The sequence below is a fragment of the Escherichia sp. WS1450 genome (genome assembly GCF_046487395.1).
In the GTDB taxonomy this organism is placed as follows: Bacteria; Pseudomonadota; Gammaproteobacteria; order Enterobacterales; family Enterobacteriaceae; genus Escherichia; species Escherichia coli.
In genome coordinates this window covers 79,358-103,561 of record NZ_JBJQJO010000011.1, presented here as the reverse complement: position 1 = coordinate 103,561, position 24,204 = coordinate 79,358, and the positions used below count along the sequence as shown (strand labels likewise).

The 24,204-nt window shown below is 50.4% G+C and carries 23 protein-coding genes; 15 read left to right on the top strand and 8 right to left on the bottom strand.

Annotated features, from left to right (window positions below; all coding sequences use genetic code 11):
* Nucleotides 1–33: 33 nt before the first annotated feature.
* From clpP to bolA, 3 genes are all read right to left on the bottom strand, one after another.
* Entirely contained in the window at nucleotides 34–657 is a 624-nt protein-coding gene (gene clpP, locus ACJHYR_RS15140; RefSeq protein WP_000122253.1) for an ATP-dependent Clp endopeptidase proteolytic subunit ClpP, read from the bottom strand.
* Between the two features lie 246 nt (nucleotides 658–903).
* A complete protein-coding gene (tig, locus tag ACJHYR_RS15135; RefSeq protein WP_001198386.1) occupies nucleotides 904–2,202 on the bottom strand; it encodes a trigger factor in 1,299 nt (432 codons plus the stop codon).
* A gap of 343 nt (nucleotides 2,203–2,545) precedes the next feature.
* The gene (bolA, locus tag ACJHYR_RS15130; protein ID WP_000973448.1) at nucleotides 2,546–2,863 is read right to left on the bottom strand and encodes a transcriptional regulator BolA; all 318 of its coding nucleotides are present in this window, start codon (nucleotides 2,861–2,863) and stop codon (nucleotides 2,546–2,548) included.
* A 304-nt stretch (nucleotides 2,864–3,167) separates the two neighbouring features.
* Here bolA and ACJHYR_RS15125 point away from each other — a divergent pair, with 304 nt between their 5' ends.
* The 8 genes from ACJHYR_RS15125 (at nucleotide 3,168) to ACJHYR_RS15090 (ending at nucleotide 12,033) form a co-directional block, all read left to right on the top strand.
* A complete protein-coding gene (locus ACJHYR_RS15125; protein WP_000473501.1) occupies nucleotides 3,168–3,746 on the top strand; it encodes a lipoprotein in 579 nt (192 codons plus the stop codon).
* A 43-nt stretch (nucleotides 3,747–3,789) separates the two neighbouring features.
* Nucleotides 3,790–5,265, top strand: a complete 1,476-nt coding sequence (ampG, locus tag ACJHYR_RS15120; protein ID WP_000098423.1) for a muropeptide MFS transporter AmpG — start codon at nucleotides 3,790–3,792, stop codon at nucleotides 5,263–5,265.
* Nucleotides 5,266–5,724: 459 nt separating this feature from the next.
* Nucleotides 5,725–6,672 (top strand): cytochrome o ubiquinol oxidase subunit II, encoded by a 948-nt coding sequence (gene cyoA / locus ACJHYR_RS15115; protein ID WP_001239436.1) that lies wholly within the window; start codon nucleotides 5,725–5,727, stop codon nucleotides 6,670–6,672.
* Between the two features lie 21 nt (nucleotides 6,673–6,693).
* Entirely contained in the window at nucleotides 6,694–8,685 is a 1,992-nt protein-coding gene (cyoB, locus tag ACJHYR_RS15110; protein WP_000467180.1) for a cytochrome o ubiquinol oxidase subunit I, read from the top strand.
* Nucleotides 8,675–9,289: a cytochrome o ubiquinol oxidase subunit III gene (locus tag ACJHYR_RS15105; protein WP_000179819.1), complete on the top strand. Its 615-nt coding sequence runs from the start codon at nucleotides 8,675–8,677 to the stop codon at nucleotides 9,287–9,289. The genes cyoB and ACJHYR_RS15105 overlap by 11 nt, the downstream gene beginning before the upstream one ends.
* Nucleotides 9,289–9,618, top strand: a complete 330-nt coding sequence (locus ACJHYR_RS15100) for a cytochrome o ubiquinol oxidase subunit IV (RefSeq protein ID WP_000019869.1) — start codon at nucleotides 9,289–9,291, stop codon at nucleotides 9,616–9,618. The genes ACJHYR_RS15105 and ACJHYR_RS15100 overlap by 1 nt, the downstream gene beginning before the upstream one ends.
* An 11-nt stretch (nucleotides 9,619–9,629) precedes the next feature.
* Nucleotides 9,630–10,520 (top strand): heme o synthase, encoded by an 891-nt coding sequence (gene cyoE / locus ACJHYR_RS15095; protein ID WP_000971326.1) that lies wholly within the window; start codon nucleotides 9,630–9,632, stop codon nucleotides 10,518–10,520.
* A 148-nt stretch (nucleotides 10,521–10,668) separates the two neighbouring features.
* Nucleotides 10,669–12,033, top strand: coding sequence for an MFS transporter (locus ACJHYR_RS15090; RefSeq protein ID WP_072837329.1), 1,365 nt, complete (start codon nucleotides 10,669–10,671; stop codon nucleotides 12,031–12,033).
* A gap of 127 nt (nucleotides 12,034–12,160) precedes the next feature.
* Here the strand turns inward: ACJHYR_RS15090 and yajQ are convergent, their stop codons facing one another.
* A complete protein-coding gene (gene yajQ / locus ACJHYR_RS15085; RefSeq protein WP_001138904.1) occupies nucleotides 12,161–12,652 on the bottom strand; it encodes a nucleotide binding protein YajQ in 492 nt (163 codons plus the stop codon).
* A 167-nt stretch (nucleotides 12,653–12,819) separates the two neighbouring features.
* Between yajQ and panE the strand changes: the two genes are divergently transcribed.
* A complete protein-coding gene (panE, locus tag ACJHYR_RS15080) occupies nucleotides 12,820–13,731 on the top strand; it encodes a 2-dehydropantoate 2-reductase (protein ID WP_001589804.1) in 912 nt (303 codons plus the stop codon).
* Nucleotides 13,694–14,284 (top strand): protein deglycase YajL, encoded by a 591-nt coding sequence (gene yajL, locus ACJHYR_RS15075; RefSeq protein WP_001550730.1) that lies wholly within the window; start codon nucleotides 13,694–13,696, stop codon nucleotides 14,282–14,284. Before panE ends, yajL begins: the two co-directional genes overlap by 38 nt.
* Before the next feature lie 53 nt (nucleotides 14,285–14,337).
* On the opposite strand, the gene ACJHYR_RS15070 is transcribed toward yajL, so the two are convergent.
* Nucleotides 14,338–15,786, bottom strand: coding sequence for a tRNA 4-thiouridine(8) synthase ThiI (locus ACJHYR_RS15070; protein WP_000668662.1), 1,449 nt, complete (start codon nucleotides 15,784–15,786; stop codon nucleotides 14,338–14,340).
* 205 nt (nucleotides 15,787–15,991) lie between these two features.
* Here ACJHYR_RS15070 and xseB point away from each other — a divergent pair, with 205 nt between their 5' ends.
* The 5 genes from xseB to ACJHYR_RS15045 all read left to right on the top strand — a co-directional run bounded on the left by xseB (nucleotide 15,992) and on the right by ACJHYR_RS15045 (nucleotide 22,054).
* Complete coding sequence (xseB, locus tag ACJHYR_RS15065; protein WP_001124935.1) at nucleotides 15,992–16,234, top strand: exodeoxyribonuclease VII small subunit; 243 nt, start codon at nucleotides 15,992–15,994, stop codon at nucleotides 16,232–16,234.
* The gene (gene ispA / locus ACJHYR_RS15060) at nucleotides 16,234–17,133 is read left to right on the top strand and encodes a (2E,6E)-farnesyl diphosphate synthase (protein WP_000347217.1); all 900 of its coding nucleotides are present in this window, start codon (nucleotides 16,234–16,236) and stop codon (nucleotides 17,131–17,133) included. The genes xseB and ispA overlap by 1 nt, the downstream gene beginning before the upstream one ends.
* 24 nt (nucleotides 17,134–17,157) lie before the next feature.
* Nucleotides 17,158–19,020, top strand: coding sequence for a 1-deoxy-D-xylulose-5-phosphate synthase (dxs, locus tag ACJHYR_RS15055; protein WP_000006815.1), 1,863 nt, complete (start codon nucleotides 17,158–17,160; stop codon nucleotides 19,018–19,020).
* Nucleotides 19,021–19,277: 257 nt separating this feature from the next.
* Complete coding sequence (gene yajO, locus ACJHYR_RS15050; RefSeq protein ID WP_001199800.1) at nucleotides 19,278–20,252, top strand: 1-deoxyxylulose-5-phosphate synthase YajO; 975 nt, start codon at nucleotides 19,278–19,280, stop codon at nucleotides 20,250–20,252.
* A 230-nt stretch (nucleotides 20,253–20,482) separates the two neighbouring features.
* On the top strand, nucleotides 20,483–22,054 hold the full coding sequence (locus ACJHYR_RS15045) for a pentapeptide repeat-containing protein (protein ID WP_001586736.1): 1,572 nt from the start codon (nucleotides 20,483–20,485) through the stop codon (nucleotides 22,052–22,054).
* A 176-nt stretch (nucleotides 22,055–22,230) separates the two neighbouring features.
* Here ACJHYR_RS15045 and pgpA read toward each other — a convergent pair whose 3' ends face one another.
* The 3 genes from pgpA to nusB form a co-directional block, all read right to left on the bottom strand.
* Nucleotides 22,231–22,746, bottom strand: coding sequence for a phosphatidylglycerophosphatase A (gene pgpA / locus ACJHYR_RS15040; RefSeq protein ID WP_000154043.1), 516 nt, complete (start codon nucleotides 22,744–22,746; stop codon nucleotides 22,231–22,233).
* Nucleotides 22,724–23,701 (bottom strand): thiamine-phosphate kinase, encoded by a 978-nt coding sequence (gene thiL / locus ACJHYR_RS15035; protein WP_000742109.1) that lies wholly within the window; start codon nucleotides 23,699–23,701, stop codon nucleotides 22,724–22,726. The genes pgpA and thiL overlap by 23 nt, the downstream gene beginning before the upstream one ends.
* 77 nt (nucleotides 23,702–23,778) lie before the next feature.
* Entirely contained in the window at nucleotides 23,779–24,198 is a 420-nt protein-coding gene (nusB, locus tag ACJHYR_RS15030; protein WP_000801125.1) for a transcription antitermination factor NusB, read from the bottom strand.
* Between the last annotated feature and the right edge of the window lie 6 nt (nucleotides 24,199–24,204).

Sequence of the window (24,204 nt, the reverse complement as noted above, 5' to 3'; positions counted from 1 at the left end):
GATAAGTATAGCGGCACAGTTGCGCCTCTGGCATCAATTACGATGGGTCAGAATCGAATCGACCAGACCGTATTCCACCGCTTCAGGGGCGGAAAGGAAGCGATCGCGCTCGGTATCACGTTCAATCTGTTCTAATGATTGACCCGTATGAAGCGCCATAAGTTCATTCATGCGCCCTTTAACTTTCAGAATTTCACGGGCATGAATTTCGATATCGGTCGCCTGGCCCTGGTAGCCGCCCAACGGCTGGTGAATCATCACGCGCGAATTCGGCAGGCAGAAACGTTTACCCTTTGCCCCTGCAGTCAGCAAGAAAGCGCCCATCGAGGCCGCCTGGCCCATACAGATAGTGCTGACATCAGGCTTGATAAACTGCATGGTGTCATAGATAGACATCCCGGCAGTAATCACCCCGCCTGGAGAGTTAATGTACAGATAGATATCTTTTTCTGGGTTTTCTGCTTCCAGGAACAGCATCTGCGCCACAATCAGGTTAGCCATGTGGTCTTCAACCTGGCCAGTCAGAAAAATGACGCGTTCCTTAAGTAGACGAGAATAGATATCAAAAGAGCGCTCACCACGTGAGGTCTGTTCAATGACCATCGGCACCAGCGCCATATGGGGTGCAAAGTTATCTCGTTCGCCGCTGTATGACATTTCCGTCTCCTGGATAAAATTGAAAAAACCTGCTGTACCGATTGTAACCTTATGGACGGATTATCAGCTAGTCCCTGTGTTATGGGTACGGCATCACCATATTTCAAGCATAACAATCTTTTGTTGTTACGCTAACACCGAAAGAGGCTTTTCGCACGGTTCCATGCAAAATTCATGACAAAAAAAAAGCCCGCCACCTGGCGGTGACGGGCCTTTGTGCGAATTTAGCGCGTTATGCTGCGTAAATTACGCCTGCTGGTTCATCAGCTCGTTGAAAGTGGTTTCTTTTTCAGTCACTTTCGCTTTCGCCAGTACAGCCTCAACAGCCTGTTCTTCCAGAGCAACATTGCGCATGTTGTCCATCAGTTCTTTGTTTTTGCTGTAGAACTCGATAACTTCTTTCGGATCTTCGTACGCAGAAGCCATCTCTTCGATCAGGCCTTTCACGCGCTCTTCGTCAGCTTTCAGCTCGTTGGTGCGGATAACTTCGCCCAGCAGCAGGCCAACAACTACGCGACGTTTAGCCTGTTCTTCGAACAGTTCGCGCGGCAGTTCCAGAGCTTGTTTTTCGTTGCCACCGAAACGCTGTGCAGCCTGACGACGCAGAACGTCGATTTCACTGTCGATCAGCGCAGCCGGTACGTCGATGTCGTTAGCTTTTACCAGACCTTCGATCGCCTGAGACTTAACGCGGTTACGGATGGCGCTCTTCAGCTCGCGCTCCATGTTTTTACGCACTTCAGCGCGCAGACCTTCTACGGAACCATCTTCAACGCCGAAACGTTTGATGAATTCTGCAGTCAGTTCCGGCAGTTCACGCTCTTCAACTTTCTTCAGGTTGATAGCGAATTTCGCTGCTTTACCTTTCAGGTTTTCTGCGTGGTATTCTTCCGGGAAGGTCACGTCGATGGTGAACTCTTCGCCAGCTTTGTGGCCTTTGATACCGTCTTCAAAGCCCGGGATCATACGACCCTGGCCCATCGCCAGTACGAAATCAGACGCTTTACCGCCTTCAAACTCTTCGCCGTCTACAGAACCGGTGAAGTCGATGGTTACGCGGTCTTCTGCTTCAACAGCGCCGTCTTTTTCTTTCCAGGTCGCCTGCTGTTTACGCAGAGTATCCAGCATGCCGTCAACGTCAGCGTCGGTCACTTCAACGATCGGTTTTTCAACTTCGATCGCTTCCAGACCCTGCAGTTCAACTTCCGGATAAACTTCAAACTCTACAGAGTAGGTGAAGTCTTCACCCAGCTTGTATTCGCCCGGAACATAAGTCGGTGCGCCAGCCGGATTGATTTTTTCTTTAATGATGGCGTCAATGAAGTTACGGCTCATCAGGTCACCCAGAACGTCCTGGCGTACAGACGCGCCATAACGCTGAGCAACGATATTCATTGGCACTTTGCCTTTGCGGAAGCCGTCAATACGTACTTTTTTCGCAACGTTGACCAGCTCGCTTTTAACAGCGGTCTCGATGCTGTCAGCAGCGATAGTAATCGTTACACGGCGGCCAAGGCCTTGAGTGGTTTCAACTGAAACTTGCATCTTGTTACCTCAAAAAATCACAGTGCTCGGTCAACTCTTACCCCGCAAGCACAGGTTGTTGGCTTCGCGGAACCGGGATGTTCTTATAATCAATCACATTCCCTGTTACCAGAATCATCCCGAAAGCATTCAAATAGGACGCGGCATTATAGCGGCATCACTTTTATGAGTCGAGAACGGTTATTGCGCGCTGTCGCGTATTTTTTCACAATTCCCGGGCAATTTTCGTCTGAATGCTGGGCAAAAAGCGCAAAATCCAGACAAAACAAAACGGCCCGCAGGCCGTTTTTCATAAAATCTTTAGCAACATACTGGAAAAGCGCCGACAGTTGCAAATGCGTTTTTACGCGATGCTTCCTGCTCCACGACAGGGAGGAGAGGCAAAGACGGTGTCCTGCAACCCTTCCCACTCCTTAATAGTGTAAGTATGCAGAGCCAGCGCATGAACGGTAGTAGAGAGTTCCTCCGCTAAAGTACTGTAAATCATTCGATGACGATTCAGAAAACGTTCACCCGTAAAACGATCGCTGACCAGCACAACTTTAAAATGGCTTTCAGAGCCGGCTGGGACATTGTGACGATAGCTTTCATCCACTACTTCGAGGAATACGGGTTGGAACGCCGCCCTTAATTTTTCTTCTATCCGCTCACGTATCATCATGAAATATCTCCTCCGACAACGCTGAGATGTCATCCATCCCTTTAAATACTAGCCGCTTTTACCGTTTCCATTGCAGCTTAACAACAAATATTTAGGTTTCGTCCTGGTTTTTCTGTCAAGCGTATGAAGTTTACTGATTTAAAGATTGAAACACAGGCCTCGCATCAGCGTTTCTTTTACCAGGGGCGATTATTTCGTCAACATGATGAATTTACATGCCTTACCCACTTCCCCTCGCCGTTGGCAATGTTATGATGGCGGGAATTTTTACCAAACACGCTTAAGAGTCTCTGAGAGCCCGAACATGTTCAAAAAAATCCTCTTCCCGTTAGTTGCTCTGTTTATGCTTGCAGGATGCGCAAAACCGCCAACAACTATTGAAGTTTCCCCGACGATGACACTGCCACAGCAGGATCCAAGCCTGATGGGCGTCACCGTAAGCATTAATGGTGCCGATCAGCGTACCGATCAGGCGCTGGCAAAAGTCACCCGCGATAATCAAATCGTTACCCTGACCGCCTCCCGCGATCTGCGTTTCCTGCTGCAAGAAGTGCTGGAAAAACAGATGACCGCGCGTGGTTACATGGTTGGTCCGAATGGCCCGGTTAATCTGCAAATCATCGTTAGCCAACTGTATGCTGACGTGTCCCAGGGCAACGTGCGCTACAACATCGCTACTAAAGCGGATATTGCCATCATCGCTACCGCGCAGAATGGCAACAAAATGACCAAGAACTATCGTGCCAGCTACAACGTTGAAGGTGCGTTCCAGGCCTCCAACAAAAATATCGCCGATGCGGTTAACAGTGTGCTGACCGATACCATCGCTGATATGTCTCAGGACACCAGCATCCACGAATTCATCAAGCAGAACGCGCGTTAATTTCTGCCCTCTGGCCCGGTGCAAGCCGGGCCTGTAGACGCCCATGTCCAGTCAATATTTACGTATTTTTCAACAGCCGCGTTCAGCCATATTGCTGATCCTGGGTTTTGCTTCCGGGCTACCGCTCGCCCTGACATCCGGCACCTTACAGGCCTGGATGACGGTCGAGAATATCGATCTTAAAACCATTGGTTTCTTCTCTCTGGTAGGCCAGGCTTACGTTTTTAAATTCCTCTGGTCACCGCTGATGGACCGCTACACGCCCCCATTTTTCGGGCGGCGGCGCGGTTGGCTGCTCGCCACGCAAATCCTGTTATTAGTCGCCATTGCGGCGATGGGTTTTCTCGAACCAGGCACCCAGCTCCGCTGGATGGCGGCACTGGCCGTGGTGATCGCTTTTTGCTCTGCCTCCCAGGATATTGTCTTCGATGCGTGGAAAACCGATGTGCTCCCGGCAGAAGAACGTGGTGCGGGCGCGGCAATCAGCGTGCTGGGTTACCGTTTAGGGATGCTGGTTTCCGGCGGCTTAGCCCTGTGGCTGGCAGATAAATGGCTGGGCTGGCAGGGCATGTACTGGTTGATGGCGGCGCTGTTGATCCCCTGTATTATCGCGACGTTACTTGCACCAGAACCAACCGACACCATTCCAGTGCCCAAAACGCTGGAACAAGCGGTTGTTGCACCTCTGCGCGATTTCTTTGGTCGCAATAATGCCTGGCTTATTTTGCTTCTTATCGTGCTGTATAAGCTGGGCGACGCATTCGCCATGAGCCTGACAACCACGTTTTTGATTCGTGGCGTCGGGTTTGATGCGGGTGAAGTAGGCGTGGTTAACAAAACGCTTGGCTTACTGGCGACCATTGTTGGCGCATTGTACGGTGGGATTTTGATGCAGCGCCTGTCACTGTTCCGGGCACTGCTGATTTTCGGCATTTTACAAGGTGCGTCTAACGCCGGTTACTGGCTGCTGTCGATTACTGATAAGCATCTCTACAGCATGGGCGCAGCCGTCTTTTTCGAAAACCTCTGTGGCGGGATGGGTACATCAGCCTTTGTCGCGCTGTTAATGACGCTGTGTAATAAGTCATTTTCCGCTACTCAATTTGCCCTGCTCTCAGCGCTTTCTGCTGTAGGGCGAGTTTATGTCGGCCCCGTGGCGGGTTGGTTTGTTGAAGCACACGGCTGGTCGACATTCTATCTGTTCTCCGTCGCCGCTGCCGTACCAGGGCTTATTTTGCTGCTGATTTGTCGCCAGACGCTTGAATATACACGAGTAAATGATAACTTTATCTCCCGTACCGAATATCCGGCAGGTTATGCCTTTGCCATGTGGACACTGGCGGCGGGCGTCAGCCTGTTGGCCGTGTGGTTACTGCTGTTGACGATGGACGCGCTGGATTTGACGCACTTCTCTTTCCTGCCTGCTCTGCTGGAAGTCGGGGTTTTAGTCGCCCTTTCTGGCGTCGTGCTTGGTGGTTTACTGGATTATCTGGCGCTACGAAAAACGCATCTGACGTAATCTGTAAATATTATTTAGCCGTAGTAATCACTCGCCGTAATTATTACGGCTAAATAAACATCAGCATCGCTTATTAATATTTGTTCTTTTGTGCGGCTTAGCGTCTGGAAATTATTGACGCCATTTATGAATTCTATTTTTCTTACACGATTCAGCTAATGAGTCTTTATTTTCTCACTACCCAGTTGTCACCTTAATGATAATTATTTGTTAAATAATTGTTTTATTTCGCATTGGTTATACCAATTGCCCGCCCAGACTCCTTCTGCACTCCCCTTTTGTTATAACGCCCTTTTGCAACAGCTTCTTAAAATCAACCTGATATGTTTTGCAACATATGTGACCTGGAAGCCAAATCCAAGTAACAGGAATTTAATCATGTTTACAGTAATGTAACCTTCCCGTAAAATGCCCACACACTTTAAACGCCACCAGATCCCGTGGAATTGAGGTCGTTAAATGAGACTCAGGAAATACAATAAAAGTTTGGGATGGTTGTCATTATTTGCAGGCACTGTATTGCTCAGTGGCTGTAATTCTGCGCTGTTAGATCCCAAAGGACAGATTGGTCTGGAGCAACGTTCACTGATACTGACGGCATTTGGCCTGATGTTGATTGTCGTTATTCCCGCAATCTTGATGGCTGTTGGTTTCGCCTGGAAGTACCGTGCGAGCAATAAAGATGCTAAGTACAGCCCGAACTGGTCACATTCCAATAAAGTGGAAGCTGTGGTCTGGACGGTACCTATCTTAATCATCATCTTCCTTGCGGTACTGACCTGGAAAACCACTCACGCTCTTGAGCCTAGCAAGCCGCTGGCACACGACGAGAAGCCCATTACCATCGAAGTGGTTTCCATGGACTGGAAATGGTTCTTCATCTACCCGGAACAGGGCATTGCTACCGTGAATGAAATCGCTTTCCCGGCGAACACTCCGGTGTACTTCAAAGTGACCTCCAACTCCGTGATGAACTCCTTCTTCATTCCGCGTCTGGGTAGCCAGATTTATGCCATGGCCGGTATGCAGACTCGCCTGCATCTGATCGCCAACGAACCCGGTACTTATGACGGTATCTCCGCCAGCTACAGCGGCCCGGGCTTCTCAGGCATGAAGTTCAAAGCTATTGCAACACCGGATCGCGCCGCATTCGACCAGTGGGTCGCAAAAGCGAAACAGTCGCCGAACACCATGTCTGACATGGCAGCGTTCGAAAAACTGGCCGCGCCTAGCGAATACAACCAGGTGGAATATTTCTCCAACGTGAAACCAGACTTGTTTGCTGATGTGATTAACAAGTTTATGGCTCACGGTAAGAGCATGGACATGACCCAGCCAGAAGGTGAGCACAGTGCACACGAAGGTATGGAAGGCATGGACATGAGCCACGCGGAATCCGCCCATTAAAGGGGTTGAGGAAGAATAAAGATGTTCGGAAAATTATCACTTGATGCAGTCCCGTTCCATGAACCTATCGTCATGGTTACGATCGCTGGCATTATTTTGGGAGGTCTGGCGCTCGTTGGCCTGATCACTTACTTCGGTAAGTGGACCTACCTGTGGAAAGAGTGGCTGACCTCCGTCGACCATAAACGCCTCGGTATCATGTATATCATCGTGGCGATTGTGATGTTGCTGCGTGGTTTTGCTGACGCCATTATGATGCGTAGCCAGCAGGCTCTTGCCTCGGCGGGCGAAGCGGGCTTCCTGCCACCTCACCACTACGATCAGATCTTCACCGCGCACGGCGTGATTATGATCTTCTTCGTGGCGATGCCTTTCGTTATCGGTCTGATGAACCTGGTGGTTCCGCTGCAGATCGGCGCGCGTGACGTTGCGTTCCCGTTCCTCAACAACCTAAGCTTCTGGTTTACCGTTGTTGGTGTGATTCTGGTTAACGTTTCTCTCGGCGTGGGCGAATTTGCGCAGACCGGCTGGCTGGCCTATCCACCGCTATCGGGAATAGAGTACAGTCCGGGAGTCGGTGTCGATTACTGGATATGGAGTCTCCAGCTATCCGGTATAGGTACGACGCTAACCGGTATCAACTTCTTCGTTACCATTCTGAAGATGCGCGCACCGGGCATGACCATGTTCAAGATGCCAGTATTTACCTGGGCATCACTGTGCGCGAACGTTCTGATTATTGCTTCCTTCCCAATTCTGACGGTTACCGTCGCGTTGTTGACCCTGGATCGCTATCTGGGCACCCATTTCTTTACCAACGATATGGGTGGCAACATGATGATGTACATCAACCTGATTTGGGCCTGGGGCCACCCGGAAGTTTACATCCTGATCCTGCCTGTATTCGGTGTGTTCTCCGAAATTGCGGCAACCTTCTCGCGTAAACGTCTGTTTGGTTATACCTCGCTGGTATGGGCAACCGTCTGTATCACCGTGCTGTCGTTCATCGTCTGGCTGCACCACTTCTTTACGATGGGTGCGGGCGCGAACGTAAACGCCTTCTTTGGTATCACCACCATGATTATCGCCATCCCGACCGGGGTGAAGATCTTCAACTGGCTGTTCACCATGTATCAGGGCCGCATCGTGTTCCATTCTGCGATGCTGTGGACCATCGGTTTTATCGTCACCTTCTCGGTAGGCGGTATGACTGGCGTGCTGCTGGCAGTACCGGGCGCGGACTTCGTTCTGCATAACAGCCTGTTCCTGATTGCGCACTTCCATAACGTGATCATCGGCGGCGTGGTCTTCGGCTGCTTCGCAGGGATGACCTACTGGTGGCCTAAAGCGTTCGGTTTCAAACTGAACGAAACCTGGGGTAAACGCGCGTTCTGGTTCTGGATCATCGGCTTCTTCGTTGCCTTTATGCCGCTGTATGCGCTGGGCTTCATGGGCATGACCCGTCGTTTGAGCCAGCAGATTGACCCGCAGTTCCACACCATGCTGATGATTGCAGCCAGCGGTGCAGTACTGATTGCGCTGGGTATTCTCTGCCTCGTTATTCAGATGTACGTTTCTATTCGTGACCGCGACCAGAACCGTGACCTGACTGGCGACCCGTGGGGTGGCCGTACGCTGGAGTGGGCAACCTCTTCCCCGCCTCCGTTCTATAACTTTGCCGTTGTGCCGCACGTTCACGAGCGTGATGCATTCTGGGAAATGAAAGAGAAAGGCGAAGCGTACAAAAAGCCTGACCACTATGAAGAAATTCATATGCCGAAAAACAGCGGTGCAGGTATCGTCATTGCAGCTTTCTCCACCATCTTCGGTTTCGCCATGATCTGGCATATCTGGTGGCTGGCGATTGTTGGCTTCGCAGGCATGATCATCACCTGGATCGTGAAAAGCTTCGACGAGGACGTGGATTACTACGTGCCGGTGGCAGAAATCGAAAAACTGGAAAACCAGCATTTCGATGAGATTACTAAGGCAGGGCTGAAAAATGGCAACTGATACTTTGACGCACGCGACTGCCCACGCGCACGAACACGGGCACCACGATGCAGGCGGAACCAAAATCTTCGGATTTTGGATCTACCTGATGAGCGACTGCATTCTGTTCTCTATCTTGTTTGCTACCTATGCCGTTCTGGTTAACGGCACCGCAGGCGGCCCGACAGGTAAGGACATTTTCGAACTGCCGTTCGTTCTGGTTGAAACTTTCTTGCTGTTGTTCAGCTCCATCACCTACGGCATGGCGGCTATCGCCATGTACAAAAACAACAAAAGCCAGGTTATCTCCTGGCTGGCGTTGACCTGGTTGTTTGGTGCCGGATTTATCGGGATGGAAATCTATGAATTCCATCACCTGATTGTTAACGGCATGGGTCCGGATCGCAGCGGCTTCCTGTCAGCGTTCTTTGCGTTGGTCGGCACGCACGGTCTGCACGTCACTTCCGGTCTTATCTGGATGGCGGTGTTGATGGTGCAAATCGCCCGTCGCGGCCTGACCAGCACTAACCGTACCCGCATCATGTGCCTGAGCCTGTTCTGGCACTTCCTGGATGTGGTTTGGATCTGTGTGTTCACTGTTGTTTATCTGATGGGGGCGATGTAATGAGTCATTCTACCGATCACAGCGGCGCGTCCCATGGCAGCGTAAAAACCTACATGACAGGCTTTATCCTGTCGATCATTCTGACGGTGATTCCGTTCTGGATGGTGATGACAGGGGCTGCCTCTCCGGCCGTAATTCTGGGAACAATCCTGGCAATGGCAGTGGTACAGGTTCTGGTGCATCTGGTGTGCTTCCTGCACATGAATACCAAATCAGATGAAGGCTGGAACATGACGGCGTTTGTCTTCACCGTGCTAATCATCGCTATCCTGGTTGTAGGCTCCATCTGGATTATGTGGAACCTCAACTACAACATGATGATGCACTAAGAGCGGCGGTTATGATGTTTAAGCAATACCTGCAAGTAACGAAACCAGGCATCATCTTTGGCAACCTGATCTCGGTGATTGGGGGATTCCTGCTGGCCTCAAAGGGCCGCATTGATTATCCCCTGTTTATCTACACGCTGGTTGGGGTGTCACTGGTTGTGGCGTCGGGTTGTGTGTTTAACAACTACATCGACAGGGATATCGACAGAAAGATGGAAAGGACGAAGAATCGGGTGCTGGTTAAAGGCCTGATCTCTCCTGCTGTCTCGCTGGTGTACGCCACCTTGCTGGGTATTGCTGGCTTTATGCTGCTGTGGTTTGGCGCGAATCCGCTGGCCTGCTGGCTGGGGGTGATGGGCTTTGTGGTTTATGTCGGCGTTTATAGCCTGTACATGAAACGCCACTCAGTCTACGGCACATTGATTGGTTCGCTCTCCGGCGCTGCGCCGCCGGTGATCGGCTACTGTGCAGTAACCGGCGAGTTCGATAGCGGCGCAGCGATCCTGCTGGCTATCTTCAGTCTGTGGCAGATGCCTCACTCCTATGCCATCGCCATTTTCCGCTTTAAGGATTACCAGGCGGCAAACATTCCGGTACTGCCAGTGGTAAAAGGCATTTCGGTGGCGAAGAATCACATCACGCTGTATATCATCGCCTTTGCCGTTGCCACGCTGATGCTCTCTCTTGGCGGTTACGCTGGGTATAAATATCTGGTGGTCGCCGCGGCGGTTAGCGTCTGGTGGTTAGGTATGGCCCTGCGCGGTTATAAAGTTGCTGATGACAGAATCTGGGCGCGCAAGCTGTTCGGCTTCTCTATCATCGCCATCACTGCCCTCTCGGTGATGATGTCCGTTGATTTTATGGTGCCGGACTCGCATACGCTGCTGGCTGCTGTGTGGTAACAAAACCTCTCTATTAAAAAGGTGCTACGGCACCTTTTTTCTTAGCATTAGAATCATATCCCTCTCGAAATATTTACTAAAAAATCCGCATGTTTACCCCATTCGTTTGCCGCTTTACACTAGTCGCGAATTTAAAACAGAGGTGGTAATGAACGATTATAAAATGACGCCAGGTGAGCGACGCGCGACCTGGGGTTTAGGGACCGTATTCTCGTTGCGCATGCTGGGCATGTTCATGGTTCTGCCGGTTCTGACCACGTACGGCATGGCTCTGCAAGGTGCCAGCGAAGCATTAATCGGTATTGCCATTGGTATTTATGGTCTGACTCAGGCCGTTTTTCAGATTCCGTTTGGCCTGCTTTCCGACCGCATTGGTCGCAAACCATTAATTGTCGGTGGGCTGGCAGTGTTTGCCGCCGGTAGCGTTATCGCTGCGCTCTCTGACTCCATCTGGGGAATTATTCTGGGCCGGGCGCTACAAGGCTCCGGTGCGATTGCCGCTGCCGTTATGGCGCTGCTTTCCGATCTCACGCGCGAACAAAACCGCACCAAAGCAATGGCGTTTATCGGCGTGAGCTTTGGCATTACCTTTGCCATTGCGATGGTGCTTGGCCCGATCATCACTCACAAACTTGGGCTGCACGCGCTGTTTTGGATGATCGCTATTCTGGCAACAACCGGCATTGCGTTGACCATTTGGGTTGTGCCCAACAGTAGCACTCACGTACTTAATCGTGAGTCCGGAATGGTGAAAGGCAGTTTCAGTAAAGTGCTGGCGGAACCGCGGCTGCTGAAACTCAACTTTGGCATTATGTGTCTGCATATTTTGCTGATGTCGACGTTTGTTGCCTTGCCAGGGCAACTGCCTGATGCGGGGTTCCCGGCGGCTGAACACTGGAAGGTCTACCTGGCAACGATGTTAATCGCCTTTGGCTCGGTCGTGCCTTTCATTATCTACGCTGAAGTTAAGCGCAAAATGAAGCAAGTCTTTGTCTTCTGCGTTGGGTTGATCGTGGTTGCGGAAATTGTGTTGTGGAACGCACAAACGCAGTTCTGGCAACTGGTAGTCGGCGTGCAGCTTTTCTTTGTAGCGTTTAATTTGATGGAAGCCCTTCTGCCTTCACTTATCAGTAAAGAGTCGCCAGCAGGTTACAAAGGTACGGCGATGGGTGTTTACTCCACCAGCCAGTTTCTTGGCGTGGCGATTGGCGGTTCGCTGGGCGGCTGGATTGACGGCATGTTTGACGGTCAGGGAGTATTTCTCGCTGGCGCAATGCTGGCCGCAGTGTGGCTGGCAGTCGCCAGTACCATGAAAGAACCGCCGTATGTCAGCAGCTTGCGCATTGAAATCCCGGCGGACATTGCCGCAAACGAGGCGTTAAAAGTGCGTTTGCTGGAAACCGCGGGCGTCAAAGAAGTGTTGATTGCAGAAGAAGAACATTCAGCTTATGTGAAAATCGACAGCAAAGTGACGAATCGCTTTGAGGTTGAACAGGCAATTCGTCAGGCATAAAAAACGAGGCGAATTGCCTGCTGCGCTACGCTTACCAGGCCTACAAAGTTCTTGAGTTACAAATCGTTGTAGGCCGAATTAGCTGTTCATGCTGCATTCGGCATGAACAAAACGCACATTGTCGCGATTAATCGCGGAAGTTTTTGAACTGGAACGGCTGACCCAGATCGCCACCACGTACCATCGCCATGACAGCCTGCAAATCATCACGAGATTTACCCGTTACGCGGATCTCATCACCCTGAATTTGCGCCTGCACTTTCAGTTTGCTGTCTTTGATCATTTTGACGATTTTCTTCTGAGTCGCGCTCTCAATGCCCTGTTTCAGTTTCGCTTCCACAAACCAGGTTTTACCGCTATGAACGATATTTTCCGGTACATCCAGTGAACTGCCTTCAATGCCGCGCTTCAGCAGCTTGGCACGCAGAATATCCAGCAACTGATTGACCTGGAAATCGGACTCGCTCAACACTTTGATGGTTTTGCTGGCGTCGTTCAGCTCAAATGAGGCTTCAACATTACGGAAGTCAAAACGGGACTCCACTTCGCGGCTCGCGTTATCGACCGCGTTACGTGCTTCCTGAAGATCAACTTCAGAGACAATATCGAAAGATGGCATCTTTTCCTCTCCCTTCATTTTTGATGCGAAGCATAATACCTGCAAAGTTAAATAACCAACAGTCCTGCACCAGGACGTATCCCTTAATTGTGCATAGTCGCAACAGCATGCACAATTAAGGGATAGCCTTATTGAACACCCGGAGTGGTTGCGGGTGAGGAGGAACAATGAAAATTACCGTATTGGGATGCGGTGCCTTAGGGCAATTATGGCTTACAGCACTTTGTAAACAGGGTCACGAGGTTCAGGGCTGGCTGCGCGTACCACAACCTTATTGTAGTGTGAATCTGGTTGAGACAGATGGTTCGATATTTAACGAATCGCTGACCGCCAACGATCCCGATTTTCTCGCCACCTGCGATCTGCTCCTGGTGACGCTGAAAGCATGGCAGGTTTCCGATGCCGTCAAAAGCCTCGCGTCCACACTGCCTGTAACTACGCCAATACTGTTAATTCACAACGGCATGGGCACCATCGAAGAGTTGCAAAACATTCAGCAGCCATTACTGATGGGCACCACCACCCATGCCGCCCGCCGCGACGGCAATGTCATTATTCATGTGGCAAACGGAATCACGCATATTGGTCCGGCACGGCAACAGGACGGCGATTACAGTTATCTGGCGGATATTTTGCAAACCGTGTTACCTGACGTCGCGTGGCATAACAATATTCGCGCCGAGCTGTGGCGCAAGCTGGCAGTCAACTGTGTGATTAATCCACTGACCGCCATCTGGAATTGCCCGAATGGTGAATTACGTCATCATCCGCAAGAAATTATGCAGATATGCGAAGAAGTCGCGGCAGTAATCGAACGCGAAGGGCATCATACTTCAGCAGAAGATTTGCGTGATTACGTGATGCAGGTGATTGATGCCACAGCGGAAAATATCTCGTCGATGTTGCAGGATATCCGCGCGCTGCGCCACACCGAAATCGACTATATCAATGGTTTTCTCTTACGCCGCGCCCGCGCGCATGGGATTGCCGTACCGGAAAACACCCGCCTGTTTGAAATGGTAAAAAGAAAGGAGAGTGAATATGAGCGCATCGGCACTGGTTTGCCTCGCCCCTGGTAGTGAAGAGACTGAAGCCGTCACCACTATCGATCTGCTGGTTCGCGGCGGTATCAAAGTCACCACTGCCAGCGTCGCCAGCGATGGTAACCTGGCGATTACCTGCTCGCGCGGCGTGAAGCTGCTGGCGGATGCGCCGCTGGTCGAAGTAGCTGATGGCGAATATGACGTGATCGTGCTGCCTGGAGGCATTAAAGGCGCAGAGTGTTTTCGCGATAGCACCCTGCTGGTTGAAACCATTAAACAGTTCCACCGTTCCGGGCGTATCGTCGCGGCTATTTGCGCCGCACCAGCCACCGTGCTGGTCCCGCACGATATCTTCCCGATTGGCAATATGACCGGCTTCCCGACGCTGAAAGACAAAATACCCGCCGAACAATGGCAGGACAAGCGCGTCGTCTGGGATGCACGGGTAAAATTGCTGACCAGTCAGGGGCCGGGTACAGCTATCGACTTTGGTCTGAAAATTATCGACCTGCTGGTTGGGCGTGAAAAAGCCCATGAAGTGGCATCACAACTGGTGATGGCGGCAGGGATTTATAATTATTACGAGTAGTGTCGGATGCGGCAAACGTCGCATCTGACCAGATGCGACGTAAAAAACACAAATTACGGGCGATATACCTTCACATTGTTAAAGCCCTGCTCGCGCAGATAGAGCGCCTGCAGGCGGCTCATCACCCCGCGCTCACACCACAGCAGCCAGGTTTTGTTCTGGTCGAGATCGCCAAATTTGGTGCTCAGTTTATAGAACGGCAGAGAAACCACATCAATCCCTTCGACTTTCAGCGGCTTATCTTCCTGTTCATCGATAGAACGGATATCGAGGATCACGTCGTTCGGGCCGAAGCCATTGACGGTTTCCACTTCCACCACTTCCTGCTCGGTCTGCTGGGCGATTTCGCGGATATCAACGTTATTCGCTTCCTCAACCACTTTATCGAGAATGCTGAAGTCGAACTTCTCTTCTTCCGCTTCAATCTTCGATTTAACCGCTTTCACCGTCGGGCTTTTGGAGATCACACCGCAATATTCGGGCATCGTGCGGGCAAAGTCTTCAGTGCCAATCTGGCGAGCCAGGTTGATGATGTGCTCTTTGTCGTAAGAAATCAGCGGACGCAGGATCAGCGTGTCGGAGACGTTATCAATCAGGCGCAGGTTAGTCAGCGTCTGGCTGGACACCTGGCCCAGTGCTTCGCCAGTGACCAGCGCCTGTACACCGTAACGTTCAGCCACTTTAGACGCGGCACGCACCATCATACGTTTGAGGATAACACCCATCTGACCGTCGTCGATTTTCTCGAGAATTTCCCCGACGACAGGTTCGAAATTAATAGCGACAAAACGCACGCGGTGGGAGCTGCCAAAGCGGTTCCACAGATAATGCGCTACCTGACGCACGCCAATTTCATGCGCCGCGCCGCCGAGGTTAAAGAAGCAGTAATGCACGCGGCAGCCGCGACGCATCAACATATAACTGGAAACGCCGGAGTCGAAACCACCGGAAATGAGCGACAGCACATCTTCCTGGGTGCCGATCGGGAAACCGCCAATACCTTCGTAGCGGCCTTTAATCAGCAGGAGACGATCGTCTTCAACTTCCAGATGGACAGTCACATCCGGATTGGTCAGCTTCACGCGCGCGGATTCAATATGCTGATTTAAACCGCCGCCGACGTAACGTTCCACATCAATCGAGCTAAAATCATGTTTGCCACGGCGCTTCACGCGCACGCAGAAGGTTTTGCCTTCCAGCTGATCGCGATACTGAACCAACGCTTTCTCGAAAATATCGTGCATGTCGGTAAACGGCACGTCTTCGACTTCGAGAATATGGTGGATACCCGGAATACGGGTCAGGGCGTCGCGAATAGCCAGACGCTGGTTTTCATCTTTTGCGCGAACTTCGATGTTATCCCAGTGGCGGACGACAGCGAGCGTCTCATCATAGTGCTTTAAAACGTTACGAATGTTCCCGGTAAGGATTTTTATAAAGCGCAAGCGCACAGATTGGCTTTTGATGGTGATTTCCGGGAACAATTTAATGATAAACTTCATGGCGGCAATGGTTCGTTGGCAAGCCTTAAGCGACTTGTATAGGGAAAAATACAGCAGCCCACACCTGCGGCTGCATCCAGGCGCGGAAGTATACCACTAACATCGCTTTGCTGCGCACATCACCTTACCATTGCGCGTTATTTGCTATTTGCCCTGAGTCCGTTACCATGACGGGGCGAAAAATATTGAGAGTCAGACATTCATTATGCCGAAGAAAAATGAGGCGCCCGCCAGCTTTGAAAAGGCGCTGAGCGAGCTGGAACAGATTGTAACCCGTCTGGAAAGTGGCGACCTGCCGCTGGAAGAGGCGCTGAACGAGTTCGAACGCGGCGTGCAGCTGGCACGTCAGGGGCAGGCCAAATTACAACAAGCCGAACAGCGCGTACAAATTCTGCTGTCTGACAATGAAGACGCCTCTCTAACCCCTTTTACACCGGACAATGAGTAATGGACTTTCCGCAGCAACTCGAAGCCTGCGTTAAGCAGGCCAACCAGGCGCTGAGCCGTTTTATCGCCCCACTGCCCTTTCAGAACACTCCCGTGGTCGAAACCATGCAGTATGGCGCATTATTAGGTGGTAAGCGCCTGCGACCTTTCCTGGTTTATGCCACCGGTCATATGTTCGGCGTTAGCACAAACACGCTGGACGCACCCGCTGCCGCCGTAGAGTGTATCCACGCTTACTCATTAATTCATGATGATTTACCGGCGATGGATGATGACGATCTGCGTCGCGGTTTGCCGACCTGCCATGTGAAGTTTGGCGAAGCAAACGCGATTCTCGCTGGTGACGCTTTACAAACGCTGGCGTTCTCGATTTTAAGCGATGCCGATATGCCGGAAGTGTCGGACCGCGACAGAATTTCGATGATTTCAGAACTGGCGAGCGCCAGTGGTATTGCCGGAATGTGCGGTGGTCAGGCATTAGATTTAGACGCGGAAGGCAAACACGTACCTCTGGACGCGCTTGAGCGTATTCATCGTCATAAAACCGGCGCATTGATTCGCGCCGCCGTTCGCCTTGGTGCATTAAGCGCCGGAGATAAAGGACGTCGTGCTCTGCCAGTACTCGACAAGTATGCAGAGAGCATCGGCCTTGCCTTCCAGGTTCAGGATGACATCCTGGATGTGGTGGGAGATACTGCAACGTTGGGAAAACGCCAGGGTGCCGACCAGCAACTTGGTAAAAGTACCTACCCTGCACTTCTGGGTCTTGAGCAAGCCCGGAAGAAAGCCCGGGATCTGATCGACGATGCCCGCCAGTCGCTGAAACAACTGGCTGAACAATCACTCGATACCTCGGCACTGGAAGCGCTAGCGGACTACATCATCCAGCGTAATAAATAAACAATAAGTATTAATAGGCCCCTGATGAGTTTTGATATTGCCAAATACCCGACCCTGGCACTGGTCGACTCCACCCAGGAGTTACGACTGTTGCCGAAAGAGAGTTTACCGAAACTCTGCGACGAACTGCGCCGCTATTTACTCGACAGCGTGAGCCGTTCCAGCGGGCACTTCGCCTCCGGGCTGGGCACGGTCGAACTGACCGTGGCGCTGCACTATGTCTACAACACCCCGTTTGACCAATTGATTTGGGATGTGGGGCATCAGGCTTATCCGCATAAAATTTTGACCGGACGCCGCGACAAAATCGGCACCATCCGTCAGAAAGGCGGCCTGCACCCGTTCCCGTGGCGCGGCGAAAGCGAATATGACGTATTAAGCGTCGGGCATTCATCAACCTCCATCAGTGCCGGAATTGGTATTGCGGTCGCTGCCGAAAAAGAAGGCAAAAATCGCCGCACCGTTTGTGTGATTGGCGACGGTGCGATTACCGCTGGCATGGCGTTTGAAGCGATGAATCATGCGGGCGATATCCGTCCTGATATGCTGGTGGTTCTCAACGACAATGAAATGTCGATTTCCGAAAATGTTGGCGCGCTCAACAACCATCTGGCGCAGCTGCTTTCCGGTAAGCTTTACTCTTCACTGCGCGAAGGCGGGAAAAAAGTTTTCTCTGGCGTGCCCCCCATTAAAGAGCTGCTCAAACGTACCGAAGAACATATTAAAGGCATGGTAGTGCCTGGCACATTGTTTGAAGAGCTGGGCTTTAACTACATCGGCCCGGTTGACGGTCACGATGTGCTGGGGCTTATCACCACGCTTAAGAACATGCGCGACCTGAAAGGCCCGCAGTTCCTGCATATCATGACCAAAAAAGGTCGTGGTTATGAACCGGCAGAAAAAGACCCAATCACTTTCCACGCCGTGCCTAAATTTGATCCCTCCAGCGGTTGTCTGCCGAAAAGTAGCGGCGGTTTACCAAGCTATTCAAAAATCTTTGGCGACTGGTTGTGCGAAACGGCAGCGAAAGATAACAAGCTGATGGCGATTACTCCGGCGATGCGTGAAGGTTCCGGCATGGTCGAGTTTTCACGTAAATTCCCGGATCGCTACTTCGATGTGGCAATTGCCGAGCAACACGCAGTGACCTTTGCTGCGGGTCTGGCGATTGGTGGGTACAAACCCATTGTCGCGATCTACTCCACCTTCCTGCAGCGCGCCTATGATCAGGTGCTGCATGACGTGGCGATTCAAAAGCTTCCGGTCCTGTTCGCCATCGACCGCGCGGGCATTGTTGGTGCTGATGGTCAAACCCACCAGGGCGCTTTTGATCTCTCTTACCTGCGCTGTATTCCGGAAATGGTCATTATGACCCCGAGCGATGAAAACGAATGTCGCCAGATGCTCTATACCGGCTATCACTATAACGATGGCCCGTCAGCGGTACGCTACCCGCGTGGCAACGCGGTTGGCGTGGAACTGACGCCGCTGGAAAAACTGCCAATTGGCAAAGGCATTGTGAAGCGTCGTGGCGAGAAACTGGCGATCCTTAACTTTGGTACGCTGATGCCAGAAGCGGCGAAAGTCGCTGAATCGCTGAACGCTACGCTGGTCGATATGCGTTTTGTGAAACCGCTTGATGAAGCGTTAATTCTGGAAATGGCCGCCAGCCATGAAGCGCTGGTCACCGTAGAAGAAAACGCCATTATGGGCGGCGCAGGCAGCGGAGTGAACGAAGTGCTGATGGCCCATCGTAAACCAGTACCCGTGCTGAACATTGGCCTGCCTGACTTCTTTATTCCACAAGGAACGCAGGAAGAAATGCGCGCCGAACTCGGCCTCGATGCCGCCGGTATGGAAGCCAAAATCAAGGCCTGGCTGGCATAATCCCTACTCTACTCCTGCTATGCTTAACAAATTATTCATAGACTCTAAATAATTCGAGTTGCAGGAAGGCGGCAAACGAGTGAAGCCCCAGGAGCTTACATAAGTAAGTGACTGGGGTGAACGACAAATCCGCATGGAGCGGATTTGAACGCTGCTTGCAGCGGCCCTGTTAAGGGTGAGGCCCATGGATGGGCCGAATAACTCGCAGCCGCAGCACATGCAACTTGAAGTATGACGAGTATGGCAGGAGTGGCAGCATGCAATACAACCCCTTAGGAAAAACCGACCTTCGCGTTTCCCGACTTTGCCTCGGCTGTATGACCTTTGGCGAGCCAGATCGCGGTAATCACGCATGGACACTGCCGGAAGAGAGCAGCCGTCCCATCATTAAACGCGCACTGGAAGGCGGCATAAATTTCTTTGATACCGCCAATAGCTATTCCGATGGCAGCAGCGAAGAGATCGTCGGTCGCGCACTGCGGGATTTCGCCCGTCGTGAAGACGTGGTCGTTGCCACCAAAGTGTTCCATCGCGTTGGTGATTTGCCGGAAGGATTATCCCGTGCGCAAATTTTGCGCTCTATCGACGACAGCCTGCGACGTCTCGGCATGGATTATGTCGATATCCTGCAAATTCATCGCTGGGATTACAACACTCCGATCGAAGAGACGCTGGAAGCCCTGAACGACGTGGTAAAAGCCGGGAAAGCGCGTTATATCGGCGCGTCATCCATGCACGCTTCGCAGTTTGCTCAGGCACTGGAACTACAAAAACAGCACGGCTGGGCGCAGTTTGTCAGTATGCAGGATCACTACAATCTGATTTATCGAGAAGAAGAGCGCGAGATGCTGCCACTGTGTTACCAGGAGGGCGTAGCGGTGATTCCATGGAGCCCGCTGGCGCGGGGTCGTCTGACACGTCCGTGGGGAGAAACTACCGCACGACTGGTGTCTGATGAGGTGGGGAAAAATCTCTATAAAGAAAGCGATGAAAATGACGCGCAGATCGCAGAGCGGTTAACGGGCGTCAGTGAAGAACTGGGTGCAACACGAGCACAAGTTGCGCTGGCCTGGTTGTTGAGTAAACCGGGCATTGCCGCACCGATTATCGGAACTTCGCGGGAAGAACAGCTTGATGAGCTGCTGAACGCGGTGGATATCACCTTGAAGCCGGAACAGATTGCTGAACTGGAAACGCCGTATAAACCGCATCCGGTAGTAGGATTTAAGTAAATTTCGCTTTTCAGCCATTTTATCTGCTGAATTCCCCATCGTCTGCGATGATGGGGACAACGTACCTCCCATCATCTTCTGTAACCATAATCCACCTCTGCAAGAGAAATTCTTCGTGAATGAGTTTGCAGCTATTCATCATCTTCATCCCTTTGAGCGATTTTTGATAGTTTCTCCAGGTAATACTCCCTAAAACTGTCTTATTTAGTCAACGTAAGAGGATTACAATCATGATGAAAACTATCACCAAACAACCGATCCTGTTTACTGATGTACCGGTTGCAGATTTAAGAAACTCAATGAAGCACGATTTAAATCAAAATCTTATCGAAAGGCTATGGAACAAAATTCGTGATTTTTTTCTGGACAGTGATAAACAAAAGGCATTTAAATCGATTCATAAATACATCAATACATTGTCAGTTCTAAATTATAATTCAGCGTTAACTCCAGATCCCAATTTTAATATAGATGCATCGTCAGATTTAGACTCATATTTAAACCTGAAATTTGATAACCTCTCGCCCAAACAAAAGCAGACCACGCTTTGTTGTTTCTGGAATAAAATTGCATCCTCATTGCCAGAGCCATACAACAGCACCATCAAACATAACATTATTTTTTATAAAGTCGGAGAAAATCTGATGATGCGTGGAACTATCTCTATTGTTAACGAGGTAGTAAAGACTTATTCACTCCCAATAGAAAAGGATGACAATGGATATTACGATTTCAGCGGTCTATATCTAGCACACAGCAATATTTCCGGTAAAGATCCCAATAAAGATCCCGATAAAGATTTCGGTATAGATATGGGAAACTGTAACTGCTCAAATGTCAACTTCGAACATACTTATTTTGATGGCGTCAAGTTTACAAATGCGAATTGTACAAATGCTAATTTTAACAATTGTAGATTTAAGAAATGCGACCTAACAAATATGAATTGCACTGGCGCAATTCTTGATAATGCGATGATATATGGTAAAGAAAAAGAACCTGAGATGCAATATCCAGAAGCAGATCAAATAATACAAAGGATAACTTATCAGAAATCACATGGGAATGAAACGAAAGGGATGATTCTAACTAACTGCTCCTGTGTTAAAACCACTTTCAATTGGGCAGATTTATCAGAAAGTGATTGCCAAAATGTGGACTTTAGCGAGGCTAATCTTTCAAACACTATTCTTCCTGACATCGTCAGGATGAAAGACACGAAACTTTACCGTACCGACCTTTTTAATCCGATATTAAAAGCAGAAGCAGAATCAACAGAAGAAAAAGATATTAGCCCATTAGCAAAAATTATTCTTGACTATATTGAATCAGATAAAAACCCTGAGTCATTAAAATTTGATGAAAAATCAACAACCACTAAAATAATACAAGATATCGATAATTTTATTTTCTATAATCAGCATTTAAAGAGCATATTCAATCAAGCAATGAATCTTGAAGAAAAAATAAGCAGAAAAAAATACAATGAGATTTTTAACTATAAACAAGAACAAGCCAGGCAATATTTCATCGGCCAGTATAAAATAACAAAAAATGATTATTTAAAGAAAATACCTTTAACTGCACAATTAATTGCAAAATACAAAATGGATGATCAATTGGACCAACTTTTGGTTACCCGTGAAATTCAAGATGAAATAAAACAAAAGATTCAAGACAAAATAGATGAACTTTCTAAAAATTTATTCAACACTATAAACCAAACCATTAAGGATAATTTTGATGATATTTTTCGGCAACAGTCAGAATATATGAGTAATTATTATGAGTTCGTCGACTGACGATATTTCAGTGTCATTGAATTATGAGTGACAAAGTTACACCTTGAAATATCTCCGCATAATATATTCGGTGATGTCGGATTTTACTTTAACAGAGTGCCCCAAAATTGGGGCACTGTTCATTTATAAATCAAACCGGGTGGTCTGGAATCGACTACACCACCCGGTCAATGGCATCAAAGAATACCCAGCGGCCAATGATGACCGATAAAATACAGGATGCCAGCGGAGATCACCCCGGCGACAATATCATCTATCATGATCCCCATGCCGCCATGTACATTGCGGTCAAACCAGCGGATCGGCCACGGTTTCCACATATCCAGGATACGGAAAATCACAAACCCGGCGGCAACCCACTGCCAGTCATTGGTCGGCAGCGCCATGAGCGTGATCCACATACCAATAAATTCGTCCCAGACAATGCTGCCGTGATCGTGCACGCCCATGTCTTTCGCCGTTTGATGACAAAGATAGACGCCGATACAGATCCCCAGCATCACCACCAGCGAGTAGAGCTGCCAGGGCAAAAAGGTCATCAGATACCAGAAAGGGATCGCCGCCAGCGATCCCATCGTGCCAGGAACGATTGGGCTTAATCCACTTCCGAATCCAACAGCAAGCAGATGCCACGGATTACTCATCTTCAGGCGACTTTTCGCGACATCTTTATGGCGTGGCAAAATGGTCATATCCTTTCCAGTCTAACGTGACAGGTTCGCCGTCACGAATAAAACAAAGCCCTTCGATATCGGCGGTCATTTGCCCGATACAGGTAAACGGTACGCCCAGATGACCGAGAGCCACATCCAGCGCGCCACGGTTCAGTTCCGGCACCGTGAAACACAACTCGTAATCTTCACCGCCAGAGAGCGCCCAGCGCAACGCCTGTTCTGGCTCAACATGGCGAGAAAGCGCATCAGAAAACGGCAGCAATGCCAGATCAATACGTGCGCCGCAGTCGCTGGCTTTAACGATATGCCCGAGATCGGAAATCAGACCGTCAGAGAGATCGATAGCTGAATTTGCCAGGTCACGCAAAGCCTGCCCCTGTAAAATACGCGGCGACGGACGGAGATGACGTTTGATCAAGTAGTCCGCATCTTTAGCATCGGCAACCTGCAAACGGTTTTGCAAAATCGCCAGCCCGGCGGCGCTATCGCCCGGTGTACCGGTCACATAGATCCAGTCACCCGGTTTCGCCCCAGAGCGCGTTAAGGCTCGTCCCATCGGAACAAAGCCGTGGATACCCAACGTCATTGATAATGGCCCACGCGTGGTATCGCCGCCAATAAGTTGCATATCGTAATAATTGAGAAGATCAAACAAACTGTCGCTGAAGGACTCAAGCCACGCTTCGTCGACGTCCGGTAAGGTTAATGCCAGCGTCAGCCAGGCCGGATCGGCCCCCATCGCAGCCAGATCGCTTAGGTTCACCGCCAGTGCTTTATACGCCAGATCAGCAGGATCGATATCAGGGAGGAAGTGGTTGCCCGCCACCAGCGTATCAGTGCTGATCGCCAGGGTCTGTTTCTCGGGGATATTGAGAAGTGCGCAATCGTCGCCAATGCCCAGTTCGACATCAAGACGAGAACTTCTTACACGGTCAAAATAACGGGCAATCAGGGAGAACTCGCCACATGCCATACGTTATGCCTCAGCAGGTAAAAAAGAAAAGGCCGGCGATCGCGGAACGGTCTTCCGTGAATCTACCGGCCTGGATATCACTTTTTGTTAGGGCGAATCACAGGTGCTGCTTTATCGAGTACGCCGTTGACGAACTTATGGCTGTCTTCTGCGCCGAACGATTTCGCCAGTTCGATCGCTTCGTTAATGGCCACTTTGTATGGCACATCGCTACGTTTAGACAGCTCATACAGCGCAATGCGCAGTACTGCTTTTTCTACCTGGCCCAGTTCTTCCAGCAGGCGGGACAGGTATGGCTTCATCAGTCCGTCGAGGTATGCGGTGTTAGTCGCCACCCCGGCCAGCAGCTCACGGAAGTACAGGACGTCAACGTCTTTTACATCCTGTTCAGCCAGGAACTGGTATTCAACATCAGCGATGTCGTTCTGGGACAACTGCCAGGAGTAGAGCGCCTGGACGGCACACTCACGAGCGCGGCGACGAGCAGCAGGTTTCACGGATTT

What these genes read in the sequence shown, in the direction of transcription:
- yajO (WP_001199800.1), top strand. Translation starts at nt 19,278, where the DNA reads ATGCAATACAACCCCTTAGGAAAAACCGACCTTCGCGTTTCCCGACTT.
- bolA (WP_000973448.1), bottom strand. Translation starts at nt 2,863, where the DNA reads ATGATGATACGTGAGCGGATAGAAGAAAAATTAAGGGCGGCGTTCCAA.
- xseB (WP_001124935.1), top strand. Translation starts at nt 15,992, where the DNA reads ATGCCGAAGAAAAATGAGGCGCCCGCCAGCTTTGAAAAGGCGCTGAGC.
- cyoB (WP_000467180.1), top strand. Translation starts at nt 6,694, where the DNA reads ATGTTCGGAAAATTATCACTTGATGCAGTCCCGTTCCATGAACCTATC.
- pgpA (WP_000154043.1), bottom strand. Translation starts at nt 22,746, where the DNA reads ATGACCATTTTGCCACGCCATAAAGATGTCGCGAAAAGTCGCCTGAAG.
- clpP (WP_000122253.1), bottom strand. Translation starts at nt 657, where the DNA reads ATGTCATACAGCGGCGAACGAGATAACTTTGCACCCCATATGGCGCTG.
- ACJHYR_RS15045 (WP_001586736.1), top strand. Translation starts at nt 20,483, where the DNA reads ATGATGAAAACTATCACCAAACAACCGATCCTGTTTACTGATGTACCG.
- ACJHYR_RS15125 (WP_000473501.1), top strand. Translation starts at nt 3,168, where the DNA reads ATGTTCAAAAAAATCCTCTTCCCGTTAGTTGCTCTGTTTATGCTTGCA.
- yajL (WP_001550730.1), top strand. Translation starts at nt 13,694, where the DNA reads ATGAGCGCATCGGCACTGGTTTGCCTCGCCCCTGGTAGTGAAGAGACT.
- ACJHYR_RS15100 (WP_000019869.1), top strand. Translation starts at nt 9,289, where the DNA reads ATGAGTCATTCTACCGATCACAGCGGCGCGTCCCATGGCAGCGTAAAA.
- thiL (WP_000742109.1), bottom strand. Translation starts at nt 23,701, where the DNA reads ATGGCATGTGGCGAGTTCTCCCTGATTGCCCGTTATTTTGACCGTGTA.
- tig (WP_001198386.1), bottom strand. Translation starts at nt 2,202, where the DNA reads ATGCAAGTTTCAGTTGAAACCACTCAAGGCCTTGGCCGCCGTGTAACG.
- ampG (WP_000098423.1), top strand. Translation starts at nt 3,790, where the DNA reads ATGTCCAGTCAATATTTACGTATTTTTCAACAGCCGCGTTCAGCCATA.
- cyoE (WP_000971326.1), top strand. Translation starts at nt 9,630, where the DNA reads ATGATGTTTAAGCAATACCTGCAAGTAACGAAACCAGGCATCATCTTT.
- dxs (WP_000006815.1), top strand. Translation starts at nt 17,158, where the DNA reads ATGAGTTTTGATATTGCCAAATACCCGACCCTGGCACTGGTCGACTCC.
- yajQ (WP_001138904.1), bottom strand. Translation starts at nt 12,652, where the DNA reads ATGCCATCTTTCGATATTGTCTCTGAAGTTGATCTTCAGGAAGCACGT.
- ACJHYR_RS15105 (WP_000179819.1), top strand. Translation starts at nt 8,675, where the DNA reads ATGGCAACTGATACTTTGACGCACGCGACTGCCCACGCGCACGAACAC.
- ACJHYR_RS15090 (WP_072837329.1), top strand. Translation starts at nt 10,669, where the DNA reads ATGAACGATTATAAAATGACGCCAGGTGAGCGACGCGCGACCTGGGGT.
- ispA (WP_000347217.1), top strand. Translation starts at nt 16,234, where the DNA reads ATGGACTTTCCGCAGCAACTCGAAGCCTGCGTTAAGCAGGCCAACCAG.
- panE (WP_001589804.1), top strand. Translation starts at nt 12,820, where the DNA reads ATGAAAATTACCGTATTGGGATGCGGTGCCTTAGGGCAATTATGGCTT.
- ACJHYR_RS15070 (WP_000668662.1), bottom strand. Translation starts at nt 15,786, where the DNA reads ATGAAGTTTATCATTAAATTGTTCCCGGAAATCACCATCAAAAGCCAA.
- cyoA (WP_001239436.1), top strand. Translation starts at nt 5,725, where the DNA reads ATGAGACTCAGGAAATACAATAAAAGTTTGGGATGGTTGTCATTATTT.